A 21,528-nucleotide genomic window follows, 5' to 3' on the forward strand; every position below is an offset into this window, starting at 1 on the left:
TTGGGTGGTAGTGCCTGGTTAGGCGCCGTTGTGAAAAATTATTTCTGAAATGCATGTGGATCATATAAGGTTTTATGATCTAATGGTAAATTTAGTTTCTTACTGATGATCTCATCCTCAGGCATATTTTCGAGTAAAGAATATCTTTCAACAAGTGGCTTAAACTTTTCAATCCCATAAGGCCCTAAACAGTTATAGAAAAGCAGAAGCAACTCTTGGCTAGAAAGTTGGGCTCGGACAAGATGCACGAAATATTCCTTTTTCTTCGATTTAGAATCATCAATGAACTTAATTATATGATAAAGATTGCGGAAATAATGCCCGATTTCTGGCTGACGAGTTGGAAAGAAGGTTCGGTAAGCCGCGCTAATAATTGCACCTTGTTCTGCTAAATGATTTTTCGCGTACTCCTTTTGAAATGAAGCAAGAAATTCACTATTGAATACTTCAAAATTTCTTCTTCCATGAACAGGCAAATTGCCTACATATCTCTCTATAGCGTTTACTATTCCATGATGAAGGTTCAGAAGTTGAAAAAATTGATTTTCAAAGCTTTGCCTATTTTGGGAAGTAAGTAACTTGTACGTAACAACCGTATAGAAAGCGAGTACAATCAGAGAACCAATTTGAACTAATTCAGAAGTGGTCAAACACATATTTTACCTCCTCTATTATTTTCAATGTTGCCTAACGGATGGCGGCTAAGTGGAGCATGGCGTGAAGCGTCACTGCCTCACTGATAACTTTCAAAATGTACTAAACGAACCAAGTTCAAGCTCGAGTGATTACTATTAAGAACCGAAACCTCTACGCGCCATGTGTGATTTTTGTATCCCGCAGCTTTTTTTCGGGACTTAACGTACTCAGCTGACAACCGTCAGCTTGAGTGCCTGGTTAGGTTGCGCACACTTAACTTAGGCCAGCTGTTTTCAACAAACGACTCCAATCACGATAGAAGAGAGCAATTCGAGAAATATCATCTTTTGAGAGAAGAACGCTATGGGCTAGGTTATTGCGTGCCATATAGATTTCATTCATTTTCGCATCAAACCAAGCTTGATCAACAATGATGAACTTGAAATGAGGATACTGGTAATCAATTATAGTTTTTAAATCCGCGAAATTACAGTAAAGAATATCTTTCTTTCCACGACGTTCTCGGTATGGATAGTTCGCTTCCTTCTTCTTTATACGATTTACGCTCTTGACTACATCCGGATCTATGAGATCAGGCCACCAATTTACATTTATCTTCTTCAGTATAGATTCTATTAGCGTTCTGATAGATGTCTCTAGAACAACAACCTGCGGATAGGTTTCTTGACCTATGGCCATTGCGCGTGAAATAGTGCTAAGTGGTACTAAAGGAAACGCGTATTTGGCTTTTACCGATCCGGGCTGCCTCTTTGGAGAAACCTGACGAGGTGCAGGCATATCCTTGGGGACAAGCGCCCTTACGCGATCGAGCTGATCGAGTTTGAGATAGCGTGAAAGGTCCAAGCCCTCTTTATGTGCAATCACATATACGGCTTCCTCTGTAGTCATTGGACCAAATTTGTCTTTGATCTTCTTGGCACGAAAACTCAAAGCCTGTTGAGTGACCTTGAGGCGGGAAAGAAGCTCCCTGCGTAAGGATTTGTTTACCACTGCCTACTCCTTGATTTTCGGATGCTTCTTGGACTCCGCAATTCGGACGGCCACGGTATTTGAAGTGGTCTCATAGATTGCAGCTATTTCAGAATTACTGAATCCAAGTCTACGCAGTAAGGGAGCACCCTCAGAAAGAGTCATTTTTGATACTGTTTGATATGCTATTAATCGAGACAAAATGGTAAGTTGATTTTGAACATCTTGGAGTATCTGGTCGCTACTCATATTACCTCCTATTATTGATGAAATCGCAAATTTCTAAAGAGCTAAGAAATCTTGCGTTTCAGATTTATTTTGGTCGATATCTTGTTTATCCGCTTTTTATCAACTCTCAAATGTTGTCGGACAGACTCAACATTCATTCCTGCTTGAAGAGCCAATAAAATAAAGATGTCTTGAAGTAGGGCAAACGTTTCCTTTGACATCAAATTGCTATCGGTGGAATCTGACATTGGGATGACCTTTCTTAAATGATTGATTTAGAGACTCTTTGTGCGCAACCTAATGGATGGCGTCTAAGCTGCCGCACTGATAACTCACAAAATGTACCAAACGAAACAAGTTCATGCTGAAAAGTTTATTATTAAGAACCGAAACCTATGCAAGCCATGCTTAACGTACCACGTTCATTCGGTCAGCTTGAGCCGCTGGTTAGCTGGCGTTTGCTGCTATTTCTTTCTACTCATTGTCGTCACCTAATGCACCATGTTTGCGCATAAAGGCTTGAAGAGGTTTATAGGGTATTCTTTTTAATTTACCAAAGTTGGTATCTTTTTCGTAGTCAGCATTTGTCAACTTTTTGCCGGCACGATATTTTTTCATACGATCCTTTTTGACGACTTTGGGAATACCGTTAAACCATTTTCCCCCGGCATCCTTCAGTCTTTTATCGCGTGCTTGGATACATTTCATTACTGGAAATAAGCCAATATCTATTATTACAGGATGACAAATTCCAGAGAACTCCTGAAGCTGAACGGCAAGAAGCATAAGAACATCTTTTGTCTGATCCACTTCTTTTACGGTAACATTTTCTTTAAGTCGCGCAGATGGTTCTCTTCTTGTTGGTGGTCTTTTAAATTTTATAGCTTCGTTATCTACAAAGAGACCTTTAAGTTCAACTCTATATCCAGATTTGTGAATGTAATCTGGATATTCTTCACGTTCGCCAATTTGATTAGGAGATTTTGTTAAACCGATTTGCAAAAGCTTCGTTTTATTTTCAGTAGTAGTAGCAAGCAACGAGATTTGTGGTAATGCAGCATCTAAAATTGTATTAACAATGACAGCAATTTGGCTGGGTTCAAAACCAGGAAGAGCATCTTCGGGGAGAGAAAGCCAGTCGACTTTAAGACCAATTAGAGGATCAAATTCATTTCTAAGAGAGGAAAGGGCATCGGCGGTAATATTTGGCATTATGTCATTTCTGATTTAGTGAATTGATAGCGAAGAATACTTTGCAGTAATTTTGCCATTCATTCATTGCAAGTTCCTTCAATTGATTATGAATTATTAACCTATCATGAAGAGGCGGAACAAGAACGGGGGTCTGCCCCAACGAATCGAGATGAAGACGGGGTCTAGTACCACCGCTTCCGAGTGGTAAACTATCTAGAAAGACATGCGAACGAAGAAAGGCAAGCCAGAAATAAGAAAGTTTATCATGGGGAGAAACAAGTAAGAATTCTGATTTTATCGGAAAATATATCGGAGATTCCTTTTGAACCCAGCTTGATAATGGAGTAATAATAATATTCGCTAGATAAGCCCGCATTGTGCCAAACAGTAGTTCATTCTCTCCAACTATCGGGAAAGAAGATTTTGGCATGTGCTTTTGTTCTCGCAAGGAAAAGCTGAGGTAGTCACCTTCTGGAATATCTCGATATTCAATTGGTTGATAAGGCGTTTCAGTTAAAGAGATTTTTCTGCTTGTTGGTTTGCTCAGTGTTGCAAAATCAGACAGGATATAACTGTTCCCATTTCGTTTGTAAACATAAGGATCCCACACCGATGAGATAAACTCATCTTTATTTACAACTGAGAAAAAGTATTTTCCATTATTTTTCATTTAGATATTAAGAACCTTTTGAACTTCCTTCTCATCGAGAAGAGTTTCTAAATCGTTGGTATCTGGTTGTAAGGCATTTCGGTTTAGTTTAATACCGACGGAAGGCGTAGAAGCAAAAAACATTTTATGACCATTCTTTGATGGGGAACCTCTTTTCTGAAGAACAACAATGTCCGCTCTAGTTGTAGTCCCAGCGGCTAAGTGAAACACTCCTTCAGGGAGGCTTATAATGCCAAGCGGGTTCCACCTTTTTTCTACGATATTTCTTAAACTAGAAAAATCTTTGTTGGCTATCACTGAATGAGGTAAAAGAGAAATAAGTCTTCCACCGGGTTTTAAAAGTTTTAAAGCAGTATCAATAAATAGAGCATCACTATTTCGATAGCCTGCAAGAAAAAGTTCACTGTCAAATTGTTCATTATCGATTTGTAAAGAAAATGGTGGATTTGCAAGAATGAAGTCTACTTGACCATACCAAGAAGTGATCTCCTTGGATGGATCAAAAATGTTGATAGAACTAAAATATTTACGATGTTTCTTTGGAGTAGATAATCCAAGAACAAGCATCGACAATTCTATAAGAGAATATTCAATATCATTAGCTACTAGAGTACATTTATCTTGGCGCCAAAGATATGATGCTTCCGCAAGGAACGTTCCGCCTCCACAGGTCGGATCCATAATAGTAGGGTTTTCAATTGAAGGAAGCATTTTTGCCATTGCAGATGCGACCACTTTGGGAGTAAAAAATTTTCCAGAACCTTCCCTGAATTTTCTGCCAATGAAAAATTGATATAAATCAGAAAGCTTTTCACCCATTGGGTCTTGTAAAACCAGATCATTAAGAAATGTTTTAATATTCAGATCAGTTTCGAGATTTGAATAGGAACGTGACCACTTGTAAACAATGGGCTCTGGGATATTTTGAAGTACTTTTGAGTATTTCCTATAATACTGGAGTGCTATTGAATGGAAAGCAGCTTCACCTTCTACGCCGTACCGACGAAAAGATTCTGCTAATTTCTCTTTTATATGAATGGTCTTGTTCATGGATTGGCTTTAATATACAAAAAACGGGGTCAATCTGCCTCTTGAAAACATAACTCAATTCAAACGCCAGCTAACTATGATTAGACTGCGCGACGCAGCATAATTGTTCATTTCTGCTGGTTAAACTGCATCATTCAGCCTAATATGCGTATTTTGTATTATAGACTGCGTCCTCCGCAGTCCCTTGGAAAAGTGCTGTTTGTGGTTATCCCTATATCTTTTATCTAATAATTCCTATTAGTCCATTCTCGCTATACAAAATAAGCTCTTTTTATCCTTTAGCGTATTCGATGAATGAGAAATTGCATGCTTCAGCCGCAAGAAAATTGCAGGAATTTATTTTAAATCTTTGGTGATCGTGGTATAGTCATGTTGCTGCCTAGTACCTCCACGTAATGGCAACTACTGTGATATTGTAGCTCTGTTTAAAATCATTGTCAATAAGCCAGCCGGAGGTCTGAGAATGTCAAGCGCAAAGCGAGTGTCTTATCAAAAAAAACAGCGCCTGACACACTACCAAATGCCAGGCGCTTAGGGAGGCTCATGCGTTGTCGGGGAGACAGCGCATGGGGGTTAGAAAGAAAGTATTCAAAAGATTATCAAATCCTAATGAATAGTAATTCATAATGCCAATTTTCCATCAATCGTAATCATAAAAATAACTCACTATTGGTTATAAAATTGGGCGGTGGATAAGATTCTCCGCCGCCCGGAAAAGTAGTTCGTTGTCTTAGTGGTTTACATCGTCGATAATAATTTCTCTGCCTTCATGCGGATAAAGGCATATTCCAACCCAGGCATACTATTGAACTTTGCTGCTTTCTTGCAGAATTCTTTCGCCTTCACTTTATCCCCCATCGCTTGATAGGCAAGTGCAAGCCGGTATAAGTTACGAGGGTTTTGCTGGTTCGTCTGCAATAATTCTGAAACAGCCTTCTCGTACTCCTTTTCAGCGAATGCAATACTCCCGGTAAGTTGATGTCCCCGCATTAATTGATTTAAATTCTTGTTTGCTTCCGCAGTTTTACGAACTTCCTCTGTCTCTGCTTTTGCTTTCTTCAAGTCTTTTATTTCCAGCGCTACTGCTGCACGATTGAAATGAAGAGTAAGTTGGGCATTTTCTTTGAGTTTCTGAGAGAGATCGGATGAAGCAATCAACTGTTCCGATTTTTCGTATGCAGTAAGTGCATCGTTATACTTGCCCATATCCAGAAGAATGGCACCCTTAATACCGAAATCATCAGCCAGACCGGTAACATCATTTGCCTTTTCATCCAGCATATTCAGTTTTTTCAATTCCAGCAGTGCCATATCCATCTTGCCTGCATCAACATACAATACCGTTTGTGAGAAAAGCATTTGTCCCCGTTCACCGTCGTTGTGTGCCATATCAGAAAGCTTCTTCAATTCCGCGGATCCGTTCTCATATTCCCCTTTATACATATAATTCGCTGCAATACCGATACGGGCATTAAAAAAGGTTTGGTCCACCTTCAGTGCTTTTTGATAATTTGCAATGGATTCATCAAATCGTCCCATCTTCAACAACAGCTCGGCGTACGAGTCGTAAGGATTCGGTTCATTGGGAATGAGTTCAATATATTTCTTAAAAGCATTCTCGGCCTCCGAATAGTTTTCGATTTGACGGTATGCATACCCGAGATAATTATATGCTGGCGAAGATTTCGGCTCAATCTCGATCGCTTTTTTAAAATGCTCGATTGCCGGCCTGTACTCTTGCTGGCCCTGGTAGTACAAACCGAGGCGCAAATGTACACGTTCGTCGTTTGGATAGAGTGTGATGAGTTTATCCAAGTACTCTTTTTGCTTGACTGTGTTTGCACTGCGGCCTGCTTCGGTAGAAAGAATCAGGAGGCGTTCTCCTTCTGTGCATTGCTCTTTCAATGCAACTGCTTTCATTAAATAGAAATGGAAATCTTTTGGTATTAACGAGGCAATTGCACGATTCAGATATGCCAAAGCAAATCCCGAATCGAGTGCGATAGCTTTATCGAAGTGCTGGATTGAATTTGCGAGAAGAGCTTTCTCTGCAAGGTCTCGTCCTTCCATGAATTCCTTTTTTGCTTCATTAGATGCTGTTGTTATTGGAATCTTTCCATCATCAGCTTTCTTCGTACAACCGGTGATTCCAATGGCAAGCATCACAACCAATGTCAATGACATGAGTGCTCTCATTGTACCCTCCGAATATTTAGTTAAAAAGTGGAGAAATGCGTGACGCCTGGGTTATTCCAGGGTTAACTCTTAGCCATAAGAATGGTGAAGTATATTTTTACATTCGGTAAGGTGCTAAGGCTTGCCAGATCTTCGAAATTCCTGGAACGCCATTCGCAGTAATGGGGGGAGTACAAGGCTCAAGCTTTACTCAGCACTTTGCTCGGCTCAAATATCTTCCTTTCTTCATACAAAATCAAGTTTGAAATAGTAGTCAACAACGATCCGGTAATGTTGTCAATCCCTTTAGGCTACGTCGCGATCTCGTTTCGACTGTATCGAAATAGACAAAGCATGTCTTATCAAAAATAACAGCGCCTGACACAGCCGGAGGCCGCCGGAGGCCTGAGTATGAAGCAAGCGTTAGCTTGCTACAATTTAGAAGTGAGCCTTATTTATAATAAATCCCCGATGTACTACAAAACGCCGAGGTATAGGGAGGCTAACGCGCTGTCGGAGCGTATAATAAAGAAACGCGTAACGTTTCTCCTTAGCGACAAAGATTGTCAATTCCTCATGAAGAGTGGTTCTTTATGCAAGTTTTCCAACCAGTGTTAATACCGTGCCTGCAAGAGAAGAAATATTATCAATCAAATTCTTTTGCTTAATATTACCATCTTCCGCGCCTTTGACAATTTGCATAAGTTTAATCAACTTCTCTTTGTCCGGCTTTGTGGGGAAAAGGGATTCCCCGAACAAGCCATTCATTTATTTTCACTTGCTCTCCGGCAAAGACACACTAGGATTTACAATTGTTCCCACTGGAAGTTGTAAGCCGAAAAACCAATACCACGTCTCTACTCCAAAGTTTCGACCTACACCAATCTGGAAATAATCTATCGCCGTTGAAGCAACTACTCCCAGACCTATTTCAGGAGTGCTGTCTAAATTAAAATCTGGCGCCGCGATATTTACTCCAAATCCTACGCTCCAGAATGTATTGTATGCATAGGAACTTCGTGATCCCCATTTAACCATGACATTATAAGACGGCGCTGCCTGAAACTGCTTTGTTAAGCTCACTTGAGATTTATCAAACGGACTAAGAAATACAACTCCGGCGGAAAGTTTCGCGTGTGCCTCAACTTGAAACATTGTGAGAGTTATTCTTTCAAGTTCGGTCGATTTTGAAGAACCTGTTTTAGATTCTGCTCCATCCTCAAGAGAAGCTTTAAAATAAACCTCATCTCCCGCAGAGCGCTGTCCGGTATAGCGCAAATCCACTTCTGTAGATTCAGGAATGTCCTCGATCAATAATTGTTTTACCTGTTCGCCAAATTCTAGGTTCACTTCAGTTTGCTTTGGAACATCCATCTGTATCCACTGCTGAACCGTGGTGATCATGGTATTATCACCGGCAATTGCTGAAAAAGATGCAATGTATTTTGAGGATATAGCAATCAGGCTGTCGAGCTCAGATTTTTTTACAGCTTGCACTAGTTTCTGCAGCTTTTTTAAAGTTGGATCAAAAAGATCAACGAGTTCTTTTGCATCTTCACGCATTTTTTGCAGAAGGGATAATATTGGTTCGATTGATGCAATGCTTGCTTGGAGAGCATTCGATGAATGAATTATTGCCGTCACTAATTTTTCGAGGTCGTCCGCTTCCTTAACAAGCTTGCTCAATTTATCCAGAAAGGGTTTTACATCTTGCTTTGCGATCTCAATGTCCGGCGCAAGATCTACCGTATTTTTTAAAGCACCATTCAACGAAAGAAGACTGGTTTGTATAGTATCCCGCAATGTGTTTAAACGGGTGGTAAGTCCGTCCAGAGCAGTACTTCCGTTTTTATTGTATTCGTTTGCTGCATCAGCGGCATCGGAATACTGTTTGCGTAGTTCTTCCGGAGTGGGTGTTACGAACCGCGGAACTTCATAAAAACTTCCATCGGCGTACGTATCGAACTGCGGTATGTGAATAGGTCGAAGATTGCCGCTTTGATCACGGATCCAGCCGCCTAAACGAAAATAGACGTGGTCGTTGTCTGCAGAATTTTTAATTTCCATGCCTGCTTTGCTGACTTCATTCCGCACAAGTGCAAATACCATTTTGTATTCCGATCCGGATGGAATGTTCCTAAGTCCAAGGACACTGTCAACCTGTGCCGCGAGTGTTTTTTGGCTTTGGATAAACATTAATAATTTAAGCATGCCCTTGGAAAACATTCTAAGATCGTTTCGGCATTGCTCATATGTTCCCGTGCAGGGTCCGATGACACCGAGGATTTTGCTTTCTTCTCTCAATATCTGTGCAATTGCATCAAGCTGTTTTGGATCAACGGGCGGCTTTATCGTTTTGTTTCTCGCCGCCGTCTTTCTTACTGCATCCGTATTGATCGTTATGCTCAGTGTACTGTTGATGTCCACGATAGGGTATGCTATCTTCGCAAAATCAATTTGTATCCGCTCTCCCTGGCGGTCAATCTCCTGAATGGAGAGAACCTGTCCTAATGCAGTCGCCACGAAACAGAAGAATGCGAGTAAGGAGTGGACAAATGTTTTTGAGAGAATCATCCGGGTAATCATGCTGTTCCAGCCTCCTCAAAAGCAGATTCCATACGAAGGAAATTAATTATGTCGTCAACGCGTACAATATCCATCGTAGTGGCATCCAGTGAAACAGAAAAAGCCGCAATAGTTGCTAAATCTTCCTTTGAAATATCTACTGTTCCTGCTTTGAGTTTCTTTATTTCATCAGCTAGGGCGGATCGATCTTTAATCCAAACCACCTTGCGTTCGATTCCGGCAATAATAACAGAAGCGCGAGTGTCTGCACAATCCGCTGCTTTATCAGATATTGCATCATTTCCAAGTACGACTATAATTAAGTCTTTTTTGCCGCACACAATTGTTTTGAATTGCTGCCGTGCAAGATCGAGGTTGTCGGTTGGAATAATTGTCGTTTTGTTAAGAGCCATGGTACTATCCTCCTTTATGTTTGTTGAATTTTATCATTAAAAGTCCACCCACTGTCATTTCCCAGTGGTGTCGGGAGTTCCCTCCCGACACTTCCCTGAGCATCCATTCTATTATTTTTGTTCGTTAGGTGTTCCTTTTTCAGCCTGAGCCTGTTGCTGTAGTTTCTTCCCCACTATCGTCTCGAGGGTTCCCAATAACCAGCGCTCCGAGAATCCGGCAAGAAATGCCAATAGCAAGAAGAGACTTGGTTTAGGATATTGAGGAATGAAGTTATAGATCTGGCTGGTATCTGAAATCAGCGCATACCGCTGCTTGTAAGGAATAGATTTCCGCAAAGTCTGAGTTGAATCGACCCGTAATGAATCCATTCGTTTGAACATTACAGAATCAACTTCACTGGTCATCAATTTTGAAATTACATACTGTTTTGTTTCGGCTTTGGAGAGATAGAATGTTTCACTATTAAAAAAGACCTGCGGGCCTATGGGCGATATAAGAATAATATACAGGATTAGCGCTCCGAGGCCGCCGAAGAGGGGCTGGATGTAAGTATAGAGCGCCACCAGCGAGAAGGCCGAAGGCTTGAACTCCAATTTATCGAGAGATAACATCTTACTAACAAACCCGCCGAGTATGCCAAAAGCGACCGCATAGATTACCAATGGATCATGAACAAGATAGAAGGCAAACAGGGTGGACACAGCGCCAATCAGGATCGTGATAACAAGAATACGTTTGATGAGCGCTCGTTTCATATCGATAGTAAGATAATTCAACCGCCGTGCCTCTTGTAGCTTGGTAGTTAAGGCATACAGGGTGCTGCGAAGATATGCAGTATTGATGCTCGGCGTGATGTTGGTCGACGGAGTGCTGTCTTGTTTGAATTGAGCCAGAACATCCTCCCATTGCTTTTTATCACTTGCATCCAGCAAGTAAAGATTATTTTGCGCAATGTGTAACCGGGATATGAGGTCGTTTGTATCCAAAAGGTGGGTCATTTGAAGTTTGATGTTATTGATAAACGGCCACAGATCCGTGTAATGCTTCAATGAGTCGGCTTCCGCAATAAGCGTTTTTATTTCCTCCAGAGCGTCATGATCTTCTGCCGTCTTTTGCGACCTGTCCTGAACAATGGAAGAGAGAACAGTGAACTCGCTTTTGAGTTTCCGGTATGCCTGCTCTGCTTCTATATTGTACATCCAATCTATAAACAAGAAGCGATGCACACAGGACCAGAGATCGTGGAGACCCTTTTTGAGCTTACTCCATGCCTTTTTTAATCCCTTCTGATTTTTTTCATCATTCGAATCCTGGACGGATGTAGGTTCTTTAGTTTGTTCCATCTGTCACCTCCATTATTTGTTGAGTCATTGAATTCCGATGAAAAGCCAATATTCAAGTTATTCCCACCATTCATCCTTGAAAGCAAAAAACCTCTGGTGAGTGTGCGCTATACTCGCCAAAGGCTTCTAAGTTCTTACTACAACTGATATTTTCATTACCCGCTTCATGAGCCATCCCTGCCGTGCGAGTTTGGATTTATTTTACGTTAGAAAATCTATTCAGAACTCCAAAAACAATTCAAACGATCCAAATGATATATTTCTTGGTTTTACTATGTCTATAGTCTATATTTTTTTCTATCTGTTCGTTCGTTTTTCTAATGTGTTATATCATAAACCCAATTCTATACTTAAGTATAAAAGTATATCTTTTTATATTCTGTCGTATTATTACAAGTTGCCTGTAACCATTATTGTTAAATAGAAATTGAGTAAAAAAAGCTTTTTCCTTTTTATAAGCGGGAATCTTATTCAAGCCCTCATCAAGATTCCCCATAGAGACATTGGGGAATGACAAAAAGGGCTATGTCATTCCCACTGCATGTTAGTGGGAATCTTATTCAAGACCTCAGCAAGATTCCCCATAGAAACATTGGGGAATGACAAACAGGGCTATGTCATTCCCACTGCATGTTAGTGGGAATCTTATTTAAGCCCTTATCAAGATTCCCGATTGAAACATTCGGGAATGACAGCCGGAGGCCTGAGAATAATGCAAGCGTTAGCTTGCAACAATATTCAAAACATCCTCTTACGCAATCGTCTCGTACTTCGTTTTCCCATTGACACGTTTTGCCAATAACTTCTCGTTACGCATTGGCTCTTTATAACTCACATGGACCCACTGACCAAATTCTTGTATTAACTGGTCGTATGGGAATTGTCCAGCTACGATTTTAAATACTTCTTCAATTGTCATCCCGATAACAATAAAGTCGGCTGCTTGTCCCTTCATATGCTGGGAAGTGGAAGAACCACCAATTGCCGCGTTGACCTTCTTTGATCTATATCCACTCATAATAATAATTGGCTTTTGCACAATCATCCGTAATGGTTCGAGTACCTTCCGGCATAATAAAGTCAGGTTTTGTGTTGCTGCTTCAGAGGGAGTGTTTTTAATTCCATTTCGTGCTGCGTATTCGGAAACTATCATTTCCTCTAAAGTAAAATGCTTTGTAAGTATCATAGAATTTCTCCATTCGCATATTAATTGTTTCAAACCTCTCCGATCGCTTTTAGCGGTCGGAGAGGTAGTATCGAATCTGCCTAACCGCGAAAAAATTTGTCCCCCTCATTCACGAGGGGGACGATAGGGGGTTGATTTTTACTTTGCTGTTGGCTGCGCCGCTGGCGCCGGTGCAGGTACTGGTTCCGGCCTGTGCCGAATTCCGGTATACTTCACTACTCGTAAAACAAAATATTCATTGTAAAATTGAGTATTCGATGCGCGTATGAGTTCCATCGCAGGATCGATTTCTTCTTCCAATATATCATCCATTTTATAGAAGTGATCTTCCATTGTTGTTCGAGCGCCCATACGTTCTGCGACGCTTCGTTCCCGCACACCAAGAGCTGTACGATATGCTCCAACTTTGGCTTTCAGATCGGTAATCATCTGCTGTGTTATTACAGCAGAAACGAGATTTTGCACATTAGCTTCAGCAAGCGTCGCGATAGTCTCCGCTTTGCCCGCAAGGTCCGTATCTCGTATCTTCCTCAACACATTTTCAGTGATGCGTGCTTTTTCCATTAACTCCACATTACCTTGCTTTTTTGCATACACAAACAAACCTGCAGCGACGGGCAACAATAATGTAATCATGTCATCTTCCGCCTGATACTTCATCGCTGCCTTGCCTGTCGTGGCAGTGTTTACCTCCGACGACTTCAGATGTATAGCTGCCAGAGTTGTACCAAATTCCTCTACCGAACTCTTGAGCATCGGTATGGAGTTCACGATTTCGGCGTTTTTACCGAAAAGCGTCCAGACTCCTTCGTACATGGTGAGTCTGTTTTCAAGTTTCTTGTTCATATATCCTCCACAGAAAAAGTTTGTATAGGGATGATGGTGATAGTGAAATCCGTGTCCCTTCACGAATTTTCTTTTCATCTCAAGAGTGTTTTTACCAGTAGAATCTTAATAACTGAAAAGAGAAAAATCTTCAATGATTACACAAATAGCTTTTTTCTTACTTTATTCGGCATTTCTTTTCCGCCAAACTACTTTTCGCAAGTGTCAAACTACTTTTCGCTAATGTCATACTGCTTTTCGCCAGTGTCAAACTGCTTTTCGTCAATGTCAAACTACTTTTCGCAACTGTCTAAGTACTTTTCTTGTTCAGCTTTTGAAATTACTACAACGTCAGACAGCTTCCCGGCAGTGTAAACTGTCTTTTCGTCATCGTCACCTGACATTTCTTTTTCGTCAAAGTACTCCGCACGATTGTCAGACTGCTTTTCGGCACCGTTGCATGACTTCCCGCAGATGTCAGATGTCTTCCCGCCAACGTCAAACTGCTTTTCGCCGATGTCAATCTACTTTTCACAAGTGTAAAAAACCTTCTCATCGTTATCAGATGGAATTTCCTTTTCATCATTAATCATTTCAGGAATAGCGCACAGCTATACTTCTGCACAAATGGTTAATTCGCTGTATGAGTCTGTCATTATACATAGTCAAATAGACTTTGCACTTTATCAAACTGTCAATTCAGAGACTTGAACCTTGTATGTCTTGGTTTCTAATAAGAATTTCTTGTGTTGGGGGATATATGGTATCTAAACGCGGCTGTACTCTAATAATTCTATATTTAATCCGCAATCACGCAAACGCGTGTTTTTTAAATCATTACCTCTCCGATCGCTGAGAGCGGTCGGAGAGGTGGTCTCAAGTTGTGATGGAGTTGCACTCCTGAACTGAAAAGGAAACAAATTATCTCGTTCCCAAATTCTGTTTGGAAACATAAGTGGAAGAAGCTCTGCTTCAAATCAGGATGAAGTGATTGGACACAATCATTACCTTTCCGATCGCTGAGAGCGGTCGGAGAGGTGGTCTCAAGTTGTGAGGGAGTTTCGCTATTAAAATCTGTGGAGTATTCTCCTCGTTCCCAACATCTTGTTGGGAACGGGAAGGGGTCGAAGCTCAGCTTCGAATAAAGGAAGCTACTAATGGGGCGTAGTCGACATAAAATATACAACTCAGACTATTCACATTTTCTCACGATGACCATAGTGGTTTGGTTACCAATCTTTGCTAATCCGGATGTGGCAGAAATAGTTCTAGATTCATTGCGTTATCTTCAAAAAGAAAAAATGCAACACTCAATGCATATGTTCTCATGGAGAATCACCTTCATATTATAGTCCGTTGTGATAGCTTGAGTGAAGCGATCCGAGCATTCAAATCGTACACCGCTCGCGCAATTCTTGATTACTTTACTGAGCGTAATAATACTGTTATTCTTCAAAAGTTGAGATATCACAAATTAAGCCATAAAACAAAAAGTGATTATCAACTCTGGCAGGAAGGAAGTCACCCGGAAGAGATTGCAAGCGATGAGATGATGCATAAGAAGGTCGAGTATATACATAATAACCCGGTACGGCGTGGATATGTCGATGAAGCCAGGGATTGGCGTTATTTCCCGCATCAATAAAATATTAAAAGAGCGGGATCCCGTACTGCGGGACCAGTGCACGAAATTATAACGGTGAACAAGGCTTGGTTAATGTACAGACAGATTGGTAAAGAATGATGGAAGCAGAGCTTCCATCATCAACGCTCCCAAGCAGAGCTTGGGAGCGAGGTCAATATTCAATAAAATAAGTGAATTGTAAAACCAATATACAAATCGGTAGTGGGCTATTTTGGATTCCCGTCCGACTTTGCCCGACTGCCGGCGGCAGCCGGGGTCTCAATTGAAATCGGATCGAGATCTCGCGGCGCTAAAAGCACCACGGACTAAAAAGTAGAAGGTCTTTCGAACATCACTTCACCCTGATAGGATCGGCCCACGTGCCGCGATAAATAAATTTCTGGTTGTAAATAGTTTTCTTGAACTTACCGTACCGTATATCCGCCCCGGCATAAATTGCTAGGATAAGGCTCTCCCGAGGAATGGTGTATGAATCTGTAACGGTTTGTTCTTTTTTCGCGGGATCAATGGTTATACTCCTTTGTGGTCCCGGCTCCCAACCTTTGTGATGCGAAAACGCATCTCTCACTTCATTGCCGAGTGTGAAGATCGCGCCGTTTTTTAAGGATAATTCTATTTTTATATTTTCACTTTCATTCAAATCTTTTATGCCGGTCTTGATATCCAGAGTAGGCCATTGTATTTCATCTTTTCCGGTAAGAACAATAATTGTTTCAACTTTGATAAGGTTATCGTTTTTATCATAGCACTCGAAAACCAGTTCACGATCTTTCAACGGGTCTCCCGCAAATGATATATTGTCAGAGATATAGCCATCGCTGTTAGGTTTGCCTTCGTAAATTATTTTATCGTGATAAACAATTTTTATTTTCGCAATATCATTCTGACAGAACAATTCAATGGGTATTTCATTCTTATAGAAAGTCTGGTTTCTTGGAGAAGCAATAAGCGCTTTATTGTACGTCGTGAGGGCATACCAGACAGGACGAGGATGGCCAATGGTGTCTTTAAGATCGCTATACCCCCAGTAGCCGAACCATTCTTCAGGTGTATCGTCGTGAACGGATGGATGACCGCCTTTCCACCATCCGTCGGCATAATAAAAAGGACAAACGCCAGCCACGCCTGCATCGAGCAGGTTTCTGTAATATCGTATCAACGCGTCTCTTTGGTCGTCAAGCGAATTACCGCCGTATTTTCCATAGCCCAGTCGCGATACGGAATATCCAAACTCAGTCAGTAACAAAGGCTTATTCCGGCCATTCATTTTCTGAAGGAAAATATTTGCATTCGCAAAGCCATGAGTATAAATCGCGCCATCGCCATAGTCATACGCATTGTAACCATAGACATCGAAGATGTTCATATCAAGATACTCTGTAATAGCCGTATTGCCTGACATGGTAACAGGAACGCCGGGATGTTTTTCATGGATTTTATTGATAATCCTTTTCCAAAGATCGACAGTGGCCTGTGCGCCTACGTCGTGTATATGTTGAGGCATAGGCTCGTTGATGACAAGGTATGTAATGATGCAATCGAAATTCTTCGAGTAAGAGAGGATACTCTCAACGAGAGAATCGGTTCTTGCAATAATCTTCTGGTCTGCGAAGTTCCATTCGGGTTTCATCCCTATGCCCATGATGACTTTCATGCCGCTTTGCTGGGCCAATTCAAGTTCGTCTTTAAAAAGCGGGTCCCAGGTCCTGACTGCATTAAATCCTCCTTTTTTAATGACTTCAAAATCGCTTTTCATCCTGGCAAGCTGGGATTTTCTATTCTCTTTTGGAAATTCTCCCGGTCTGGCACCGATCTCATATCCAATTGCATTAACAAATGTCTTTTTGCCGTCTATGTAATAGTATCCGTTTTTTAATTCAACCCTGGTAGCTTCTTTTTCTTTCGCCAGTGAAAAACCGACGATGATGAGGGAAAAAATAAACAAGTATTTCATCATGCTTTTCATACGATAATTCTTTAGAGTGTTGATGATTAGTTAATTAGAATATCAAATCGAATATTTCTATTTGTTGTTCCAGCTTTTTGATTTCTTGAGTACGTCAGAATTTCCGTATTTGATTAACGAACAAGATACAAAAAAGCATGCAGATTTTCCCGCAGTCCTAAAAATTTTTCTTCATTCCCAAACTCCCCACCATTAAGATCGGTGGGCAGGCGTTTGGAAACATAAGTGGAGGAAGCTCTGCTTCAAATCAGGATGAAATTATTGGACACAATCATTACCTCTCCGATCGCTGAGAGCGGTCGGAGAGGTGGTCTCAAGTTGTAAGGGAGTTTTGCCATTAGGAACGGTGGACGAGTATAATCTCGAATAAGATTAGAATAGGCTAAGAGAGGGGTAGGGACGCACAGATGTGCGTCCCTATTAGGATCAATTGGTTGCACATTACTTAGAGTGTAAACGAATATCCCCCTTATCGCTGTTAAACTCAAGCGCCGGACCTCCGCCGTTGATTTTTCCGAAGTAGTCATACTGCTGGTGTTTTCTATCGCGCTCGCGAGTTTCCACATCGAAGTCGGTGCTAAAATGTACACGCTTTTCGAAATCTGTCTGCAATTCAAATCCGGTTTGCTTTGGGATGTTTACGGCAATCTTTCCTTTGTACGTCTCGAAATGACTGTCGTTCTTCAACGCTGCAAAAGAAATATGCACATCGCCTTTGTATGTTTCTAAATCGATTCCCCCGCTGAGATTTAATACTTCCACGGTACCTTTATACGTGTTCAGTGTCAGGTAGGAGGTCAATCCTTCGATGTGTGATTCCGATTTGTAATCTTTGATCCTCAGCTTCGCCGTGCGAGGCATCTTGATTGTGTAATGTACTAACGGAAGGGAATTCGATATCTCGTGCGGGTCGGTGAGCCAATCCCAGAAATCGTGACTATTGTTTCGCTCCACATTTCGATAGTCGGTATGGATCGTCACTTCGCTGCTGGTGCCGCGAAATTCAATTTCTGTGTCCTCTACATCCTGGGCAGCATCACGTGAGTCCGCATCATCCGATTCTATCTTCACGTTCACCTCAACCTGCGGTTTGTCATGAGTGGTGACCGTAATGGTTCCTTTGTACGTATCGATGACGAGTTGTCCGTCCGATTTGAGCGGCATGGTTTTATTGATCTCCCGGGAAGATTGGGATATCGCAGTTGAAATTAATACCGACAAGAGAATTGTTATGAGTAAAGGCAGTCGCATGATTTCCTCCGTTTTGATTGGAATGTTGTTATTGCATACGGGAAATTCTCGCTGAGGTTGCGGGGAATGAATGGAACACAAACCAGAACTCAGGAGTTCGGGAGAGAATAGGGTAGTGGGCTATTTTGGATTTCCGTCCGACTTTGCCCGACTGCCATATGGCAGTCGCGGTCGCGATCTCGTGGCGCAAAATGCGCCACGGACTTATCCCGATTGATAAAATCAATCGAGACGGGAATGAATTAATCTTCTTGATGTACTCCGGAACTTGCAGTCCTCGAATAACGTTTGAGGTGTATTGATCTTACTCGATACAATTGACAAGAAATGAAGTCCTGGTGAACGGTACTTCAAACCACATAACAAATAATATGAGGAGGCGTGAATGAAAAATGTACTGGTTATTATCGCAATAGGCCTTTTATTTGCCGGCTGTAAAAAAGACGATGCACCGACACAACTGCAAGCGGCAGTACCACCGTGGGATATCGGGCAGACCGCAGATGCAGTGTTCGGACAGACGACGTTTTCCGCAGGTGGCAACGATGTGGTCAGTCAAACAACTATCCCCGGTCCGTGGGGATTGGCGGTCAGTGGAAGCGGTGCGTTATTCGTCGTCGATCAGCGGGCGCATCGTGTCTTGCGATTCGACAACGCAGCAACTAAAGCCAGCGGGGCACCTGCCGACGGCGTTTTGGGCCAGCATAATTTTACGAGCCGCGTGTGGAATGACTCTGCGGGCGGAAACACTCCCTCCGCTAGCGGTTTTCAAACTCCTACGTCTGTTGCGCTCGATCCTTCTGGAAATCTGTTCGTGCTCGACCAGGCGAACCAGCGGGTACTCCGCTTCAACAACGCCGCTGCCAAACCGAACGGCGCATCCGCCGACGGCGTGCTGGGGCAGCCGGACTTCGTCTCCAATGGGTTTCATACCACACAAAGCGGATTCTTTTCGCCAAACGGTGTCGCCGTGGACGCATCGGGAAACCTGTACGTTGCGGACGGGTCAAACCACCGCGTGCTTCGCTTCAACAACGCCGCCGCTAAAGCAAACGGCGCAAATGCGGACGGTGTGCTAGGTCAGCCCGGTTTCTTCACAAACAGTAAAGACTCCACTGCAACTAAAATGTCCAACCCCACCTCACTTGCCGTGGATAACGCCGGCAACCTGTACGTGGGAGAGCGCGGTAACAGTCGCGTGCTGATCTTCCTGAATGCAGCGTCAAAAGCGAACGGCGCTCCAGCAGATATCGTGCTCGGCAAAGCGAATTTTAACAGCGGTTCAACGCCGAGCTCGGTAACCGCCGCTGCAATCTATTTTCCATATGCTCTTGCTGTGGATGATGCAAAGAATCTGTATGTCGCCGACGGTGCATTAAATCGTCTGCTGATTTTCTACAACGCACCTGCCAAACAGAACGGTGCCTCCGCAGACGCGGTGATCGGAAAAAAAGATTTTACCAGCTCCAGCGTTACCGGCGCAGCCATAGATAATATCGGGCAGCCGTACGGCGTTGCGGTGCAAAGCTCCACCGGAAAACTGTTCCTGACATGTTATTCCAATTCCAGGGTGCTGAGATTTCAGGCAAGGAGCAGTTTGGTACCATAACAGACGTCGCTATTCTGCATTCCACAAAGCTGTATAGGGAATGGTTTAGTGAAGATAAAATGATAGGCAAACTATCTGCAGAAAACGAAGAGTATGGAGTCACCTCACCCCAAGAACGTGAGGAGAGAATAGGGTAATGTATCAGTTTAGTGTGGTCAGGACTTACGTCCTGACCGATACGATTGAATGTCAGGAAGAAATTCCTGACATCACCAACCAATGATGTAATTGACGCACTGCAAAAATAGTAATTACTGTCTTTCTTCGGTATCTTGCTCTATGAAGAACCGCAAAAAACCTGTAGCAGAACCGGTCGGTCCTGTCCCCAAACCAACCAAGTCCACAAAATCTCACGACATATCGGCGCGAAAGAGCAAGAAAAAAATCTTATCAGTTTCAGTGGCGGGTATACCTCCTGATTTTCAATTAACGCAGGAATTCTCCGACACATTCGATCGCATTGAACACACCGGTCATCACTTCTATATCACGGGCAATGCCGGAACCGGTAAGTCGACACTTCTCCATTATTTCAAGGAGAATACAAAAAAGAAAACCGTTGTGCTTGCACCGACGGGCATCGCTGCTATCAATATCGGCGGCTCGACGCTTCATTCCTTCTTTCGTTTCCCGCTCCATCTCATTACTAAGGCGGATATTAAAAAGATCCGAGACAAAGGAAAACTGTTTGCTGCTCTTGAAACCCTCGTCATCGATGAGGTCTCGATGGTTCGGGCAGATATGATGGATGCCGTCGATCAGTCGCTCCGGCTCAATCGCAATCGGCCGCATGAACCGTTCGGAGGTGTTCAAGTGGTCCTCATTGGCGATTTATTCCAGCTGCCACCGATCGTGGATGAAGACCTTGCCGAATATTATAGCGATTTTTATGAAACGCCTTTCTTCTTTAGTGCACACGTGTTCAACGAAGTCCGTCTCCAAAAAATTGAACTGCAGAAAGTGTTCCGTCAGAGCGATCCTGATTTTATCGGGCTGCTCAATAAAGTACGCAATAACACCGTTCAACAATCTGATCTCAAGAAGATCAATGAACGATACAATCCTTCGCTGGAAGTTGGCCGGCACGATCTCGCTATTACTCTCACCAGCACGAATGCTCTTGCTTCGGGAATCAACCTTCACAAACTCTCTGCGCTCCCGACACGTGAATATGTTTTTGATTCTATCATCGACGGTGATTTTGATGAGAAGTCCTATCCGACCGACAAGACGCTTAAATTGAAGAAAGGCGCCCAGGTGATGATGGTGAAGAATGATCCGAACAAACGTTGGGTGAACGGAACACTAGGTGTCATTCATCAACTTACGGATGAGACCATTGAAGTTTCTTTTGGCGGAGCTTTACACACTATCGAGCCGTCTACTTGGGAAAAATTGGACTATGAGTACGATCGGGAGAACGGAAGCATTGAACCTGTCGTGAATGGTGCTTTCCGGCAATATCCCATAAAACTTGCCTGGGCAATGACAATCCACAAGAGTCAGGGAAAGACCTTCGACAACGTTATAATCGATTTAGGACGAGGGGCATTTGCACATGGGCAGGCATACGTCGCCCTCAGCCGATGCAGGTCGTTTGCAGGACTTCATCTCAAGATGCCATTTAAATATTCGGATATCATTCTTGATGAGAGAGTGCGAAGTTTTCACTCGGTAGTGGAATTCGACTAACAGCGAACGCGTTTGTTATTTCATTCGTGAAATTCCGAACACACCAAAGATCGGCCCTTCGGCGGACGAAGGGGCATTTTAAAATCCGG

17 protein-coding genes are annotated in these 21,528 nt (G+C 42.5%); 3 read left to right on the forward strand and 14 right to left on the reverse strand.

All coding sequences use genetic code 11. The features are described 5' to 3' along the window. Window positions 1-38: 38 nt before the first annotated feature. The 12 genes from NTX44_00575 to NTX44_00630 all read right to left on the reverse strand — a co-directional run bounded on the left by NTX44_00575 (window position 39) and on the right by NTX44_00630 (window position 13,297). A complete protein-coding gene (locus NTX44_00575; GenBank protein MCX6120101.1) occupies window positions 39-650 on the reverse strand; it encodes a hypothetical protein in 612 nt (203 codons plus the stop codon). A gap of 259 nt (window positions 651-909) precedes the next feature. Beyond that, window positions 910-1,647 (reverse strand): Swt1 family HEPN domain-containing protein, encoded by a 738-nt coding sequence (locus tag NTX44_00580; GenBank protein MCX6120102.1) that lies wholly within the window; start codon window positions 1,645-1,647, stop codon window positions 910-912. 681 nt (window positions 1,648-2,328) lie between these two features. Beyond that, a complete protein-coding gene (locus NTX44_00585) occupies window positions 2,329-3,066 on the reverse strand; it encodes a hypothetical protein (protein ID MCX6120103.1) in 738 nt (245 codons plus the stop codon). A gap of 4 nt (window positions 3,067-3,070) precedes the next feature. Then, window positions 3,071-3,718: a hypothetical protein gene (locus tag NTX44_00590; GenBank protein MCX6120104.1), complete on the reverse strand. Its 648-nt coding sequence runs from the start codon at window positions 3,716-3,718 to the stop codon at window positions 3,071-3,073. Then, the gene (locus tag NTX44_00595) at window positions 3,719-4,768 is read right to left on the reverse strand and encodes an N-6 DNA methylase (GenBank protein ID MCX6120105.1); all 1,050 of its coding nucleotides are present in this window, start codon (window positions 4,766-4,768) and stop codon (window positions 3,719-3,721) included. Between the two features lie 738 nt (window positions 4,769-5,506). Then, the gene (locus tag NTX44_00600; protein ID MCX6120106.1) at window positions 5,507-6,964 is read right to left on the reverse strand and encodes a tetratricopeptide repeat protein; all 1,458 of its coding nucleotides are present in this window, start codon (window positions 6,962-6,964) and stop codon (window positions 5,507-5,509) included. Between the two features lie 570 nt (window positions 6,965-7,534). Then, window positions 7,535-7,711, reverse strand: coding sequence for a hypothetical protein (locus NTX44_00605; GenBank protein ID MCX6120107.1), 177 nt, complete (start codon window positions 7,709-7,711; stop codon window positions 7,535-7,537). A gap of 6 nt (window positions 7,712-7,717) precedes the next feature. Then, the gene (locus tag NTX44_00610; protein MCX6120108.1) at window positions 7,718-9,529 is read right to left on the reverse strand and encodes a hypothetical protein; all 1,812 of its coding nucleotides are present in this window, start codon (window positions 9,527-9,529) and stop codon (window positions 7,718-7,720) included. Then, on the reverse strand, window positions 9,526-9,921 hold the full coding sequence (locus tag NTX44_00615; protein MCX6120109.1) for a hypothetical protein: 396 nt from the start codon (window positions 9,919-9,921) through the stop codon (window positions 9,526-9,528). Before NTX44_00615 ends, NTX44_00610 begins: the two co-directional genes overlap by 4 nt. Window positions 9,922-10,032: 111 nt before the next feature. After that, window positions 10,033-11,265: a hypothetical protein gene (locus NTX44_00620; protein MCX6120110.1), complete on the reverse strand. Its 1,233-nt coding sequence runs from the start codon at window positions 11,263-11,265 to the stop codon at window positions 10,033-10,035. A 751-nt stretch (window positions 11,266-12,016) separates the two neighbouring features. Continuing rightward, a complete protein-coding gene (locus NTX44_00625) occupies window positions 12,017-12,451 on the reverse strand; it encodes a D-Ala-D-Ala carboxypeptidase family metallohydrolase (protein ID MCX6120111.1) in 435 nt (144 codons plus the stop codon). Between the two features lie 138 nt (window positions 12,452-12,589). Next, the gene (locus NTX44_00630; protein MCX6120112.1) at window positions 12,590-13,297 is read right to left on the reverse strand and encodes a hypothetical protein; all 708 of its coding nucleotides are present in this window, start codon (window positions 13,295-13,297) and stop codon (window positions 12,590-12,592) included. A 1,255-nt stretch (window positions 13,298-14,552) separates the two neighbouring features. Here NTX44_00630 and NTX44_00635 point away from each other — a divergent pair. Beyond that, window positions 14,553-14,921 carry a transposase gene (locus tag NTX44_00635; GenBank protein MCX6120113.1) on the forward strand — a complete coding sequence of 123 codons (369 nt, stop codon included), beginning with the start codon at window positions 14,553-14,555 and terminating at the stop codon, window positions 14,919-14,921. Between the two features lie 331 nt (window positions 14,922-15,252). Here NTX44_00635 and NTX44_00640 read toward each other — a convergent pair whose 3' ends face one another. Further along, complete coding sequence (locus tag NTX44_00640; protein MCX6120114.1) at window positions 15,253-16,887, reverse strand: hypothetical protein; 1,635 nt, start codon at window positions 16,885-16,887, stop codon at window positions 15,253-15,255. 441 nt (window positions 16,888-17,328) lie between these two features. Next, entirely contained in the window at window positions 17,329-18,138 is an 810-nt protein-coding gene (locus NTX44_00645) for a DUF4097 family beta strand repeat-containing protein (GenBank protein MCX6120115.1), read from the reverse strand. Between the two features lie 385 nt (window positions 18,139-18,523). Here NTX44_00645 and NTX44_00650 point away from each other — a divergent pair, with 385 nt between their 5' ends. Both NTX44_00650 and NTX44_00655 read left to right on the forward strand, forming a co-directional pair. Continuing rightward, window positions 18,524-19,747 carry an NHL repeat-containing protein gene (locus tag NTX44_00650; protein MCX6120116.1) on the forward strand — a complete coding sequence of 408 codons (1,224 nt, stop codon included), beginning with the start codon at window positions 18,524-18,526 and terminating at the stop codon, window positions 19,745-19,747. A 279-nt stretch (window positions 19,748-20,026) separates the two neighbouring features. After that, complete coding sequence (locus NTX44_00655) at window positions 20,027-21,439, forward strand: AAA family ATPase (protein ID MCX6120117.1); 1,413 nt, start codon at window positions 20,027-20,029, stop codon at window positions 21,437-21,439. Window positions 21,440-21,528 lie beyond the last annotated feature (89 nt).

The sequence above is a fragment of the Ignavibacteriales bacterium genome, from assembly GCA_026390575.1.
Taxonomy (GTDB): domain Bacteria; phylum Bacteroidota; class Ignavibacteria; order UBA10030; family UBA10030; genus Fen-1298.

Bases quoted from the DNA above. Each gene is read 5' to 3' on its own strand.
- NTX44_00600 (MCX6120106.1), bottom strand. From the start codon at position 6,964: ATGAGAGCACTCATGTCATTGACATTGGTTGTGATGCTTGCCATTGGA.
- NTX44_00645 (MCX6120115.1), bottom strand. From the start codon at position 18,138: ATGCGACTGCCTTTACTCATAACAATTCTCTTGTCGGTATTAATTTCA.
- NTX44_00595 (MCX6120105.1), bottom strand. From the start codon at position 4,768: ATGAACAAGACCATTCATATAAAAGAGAAATTAGCAGAATCTTTTCGT.
- NTX44_00605 (MCX6120107.1), bottom strand. From the start codon at position 7,711: ATGAATGGCTTGTTCGGGGAATCCCTTTTCCCCACAAAGCCGGACAAA.
- NTX44_00655 (MCX6120117.1), top strand. From the start codon at position 20,027: ATGAAGAACCGCAAAAAACCTGTAGCAGAACCGGTCGGTCCTGTCCCC.
- NTX44_00615 (MCX6120109.1), bottom strand. From the start codon at position 9,921: ATGGCTCTTAACAAAACGACAATTATTCCAACCGACAACCTCGATCTT.
- NTX44_00630 (MCX6120112.1), bottom strand. From the start codon at position 13,297: ATGAACAAGAAACTTGAAAACAGACTCACCATGTACGAAGGAGTCTGG.
- NTX44_00610 (MCX6120108.1), bottom strand. From the start codon at position 9,529: ATGATTACCCGGATGATTCTCTCAAAAACATTTGTCCACTCCTTACTC.
- NTX44_00625 (MCX6120111.1), bottom strand. From the start codon at position 12,451: ATGATACTTACAAAGCATTTTACTTTAGAGGAAATGATAGTTTCCGAA.
- NTX44_00650 (MCX6120116.1), top strand. From the start codon at position 18,524: ATGAAAAATGTACTGGTTATTATCGCAATAGGCCTTTTATTTGCCGGC.
- NTX44_00585 (MCX6120103.1), bottom strand. From the start codon at position 3,066: ATGCCAAATATTACCGCCGATGCCCTTTCCTCTCTTAGAAATGAATTT.
- NTX44_00620 (MCX6120110.1), bottom strand. From the start codon at position 11,265: ATGGAACAAACTAAAGAACCTACATCCGTCCAGGATTCGAATGATGAA.
- NTX44_00590 (MCX6120104.1), bottom strand. From the start codon at position 3,718: ATGAAAAATAATGGAAAATACTTTTTCTCAGTTGTAAATAAAGATGAG.
- NTX44_00640 (MCX6120114.1), bottom strand. From the start codon at position 16,887: ATGAAAAGCATGATGAAATACTTGTTTATTTTTTCCCTCATCATCGTC.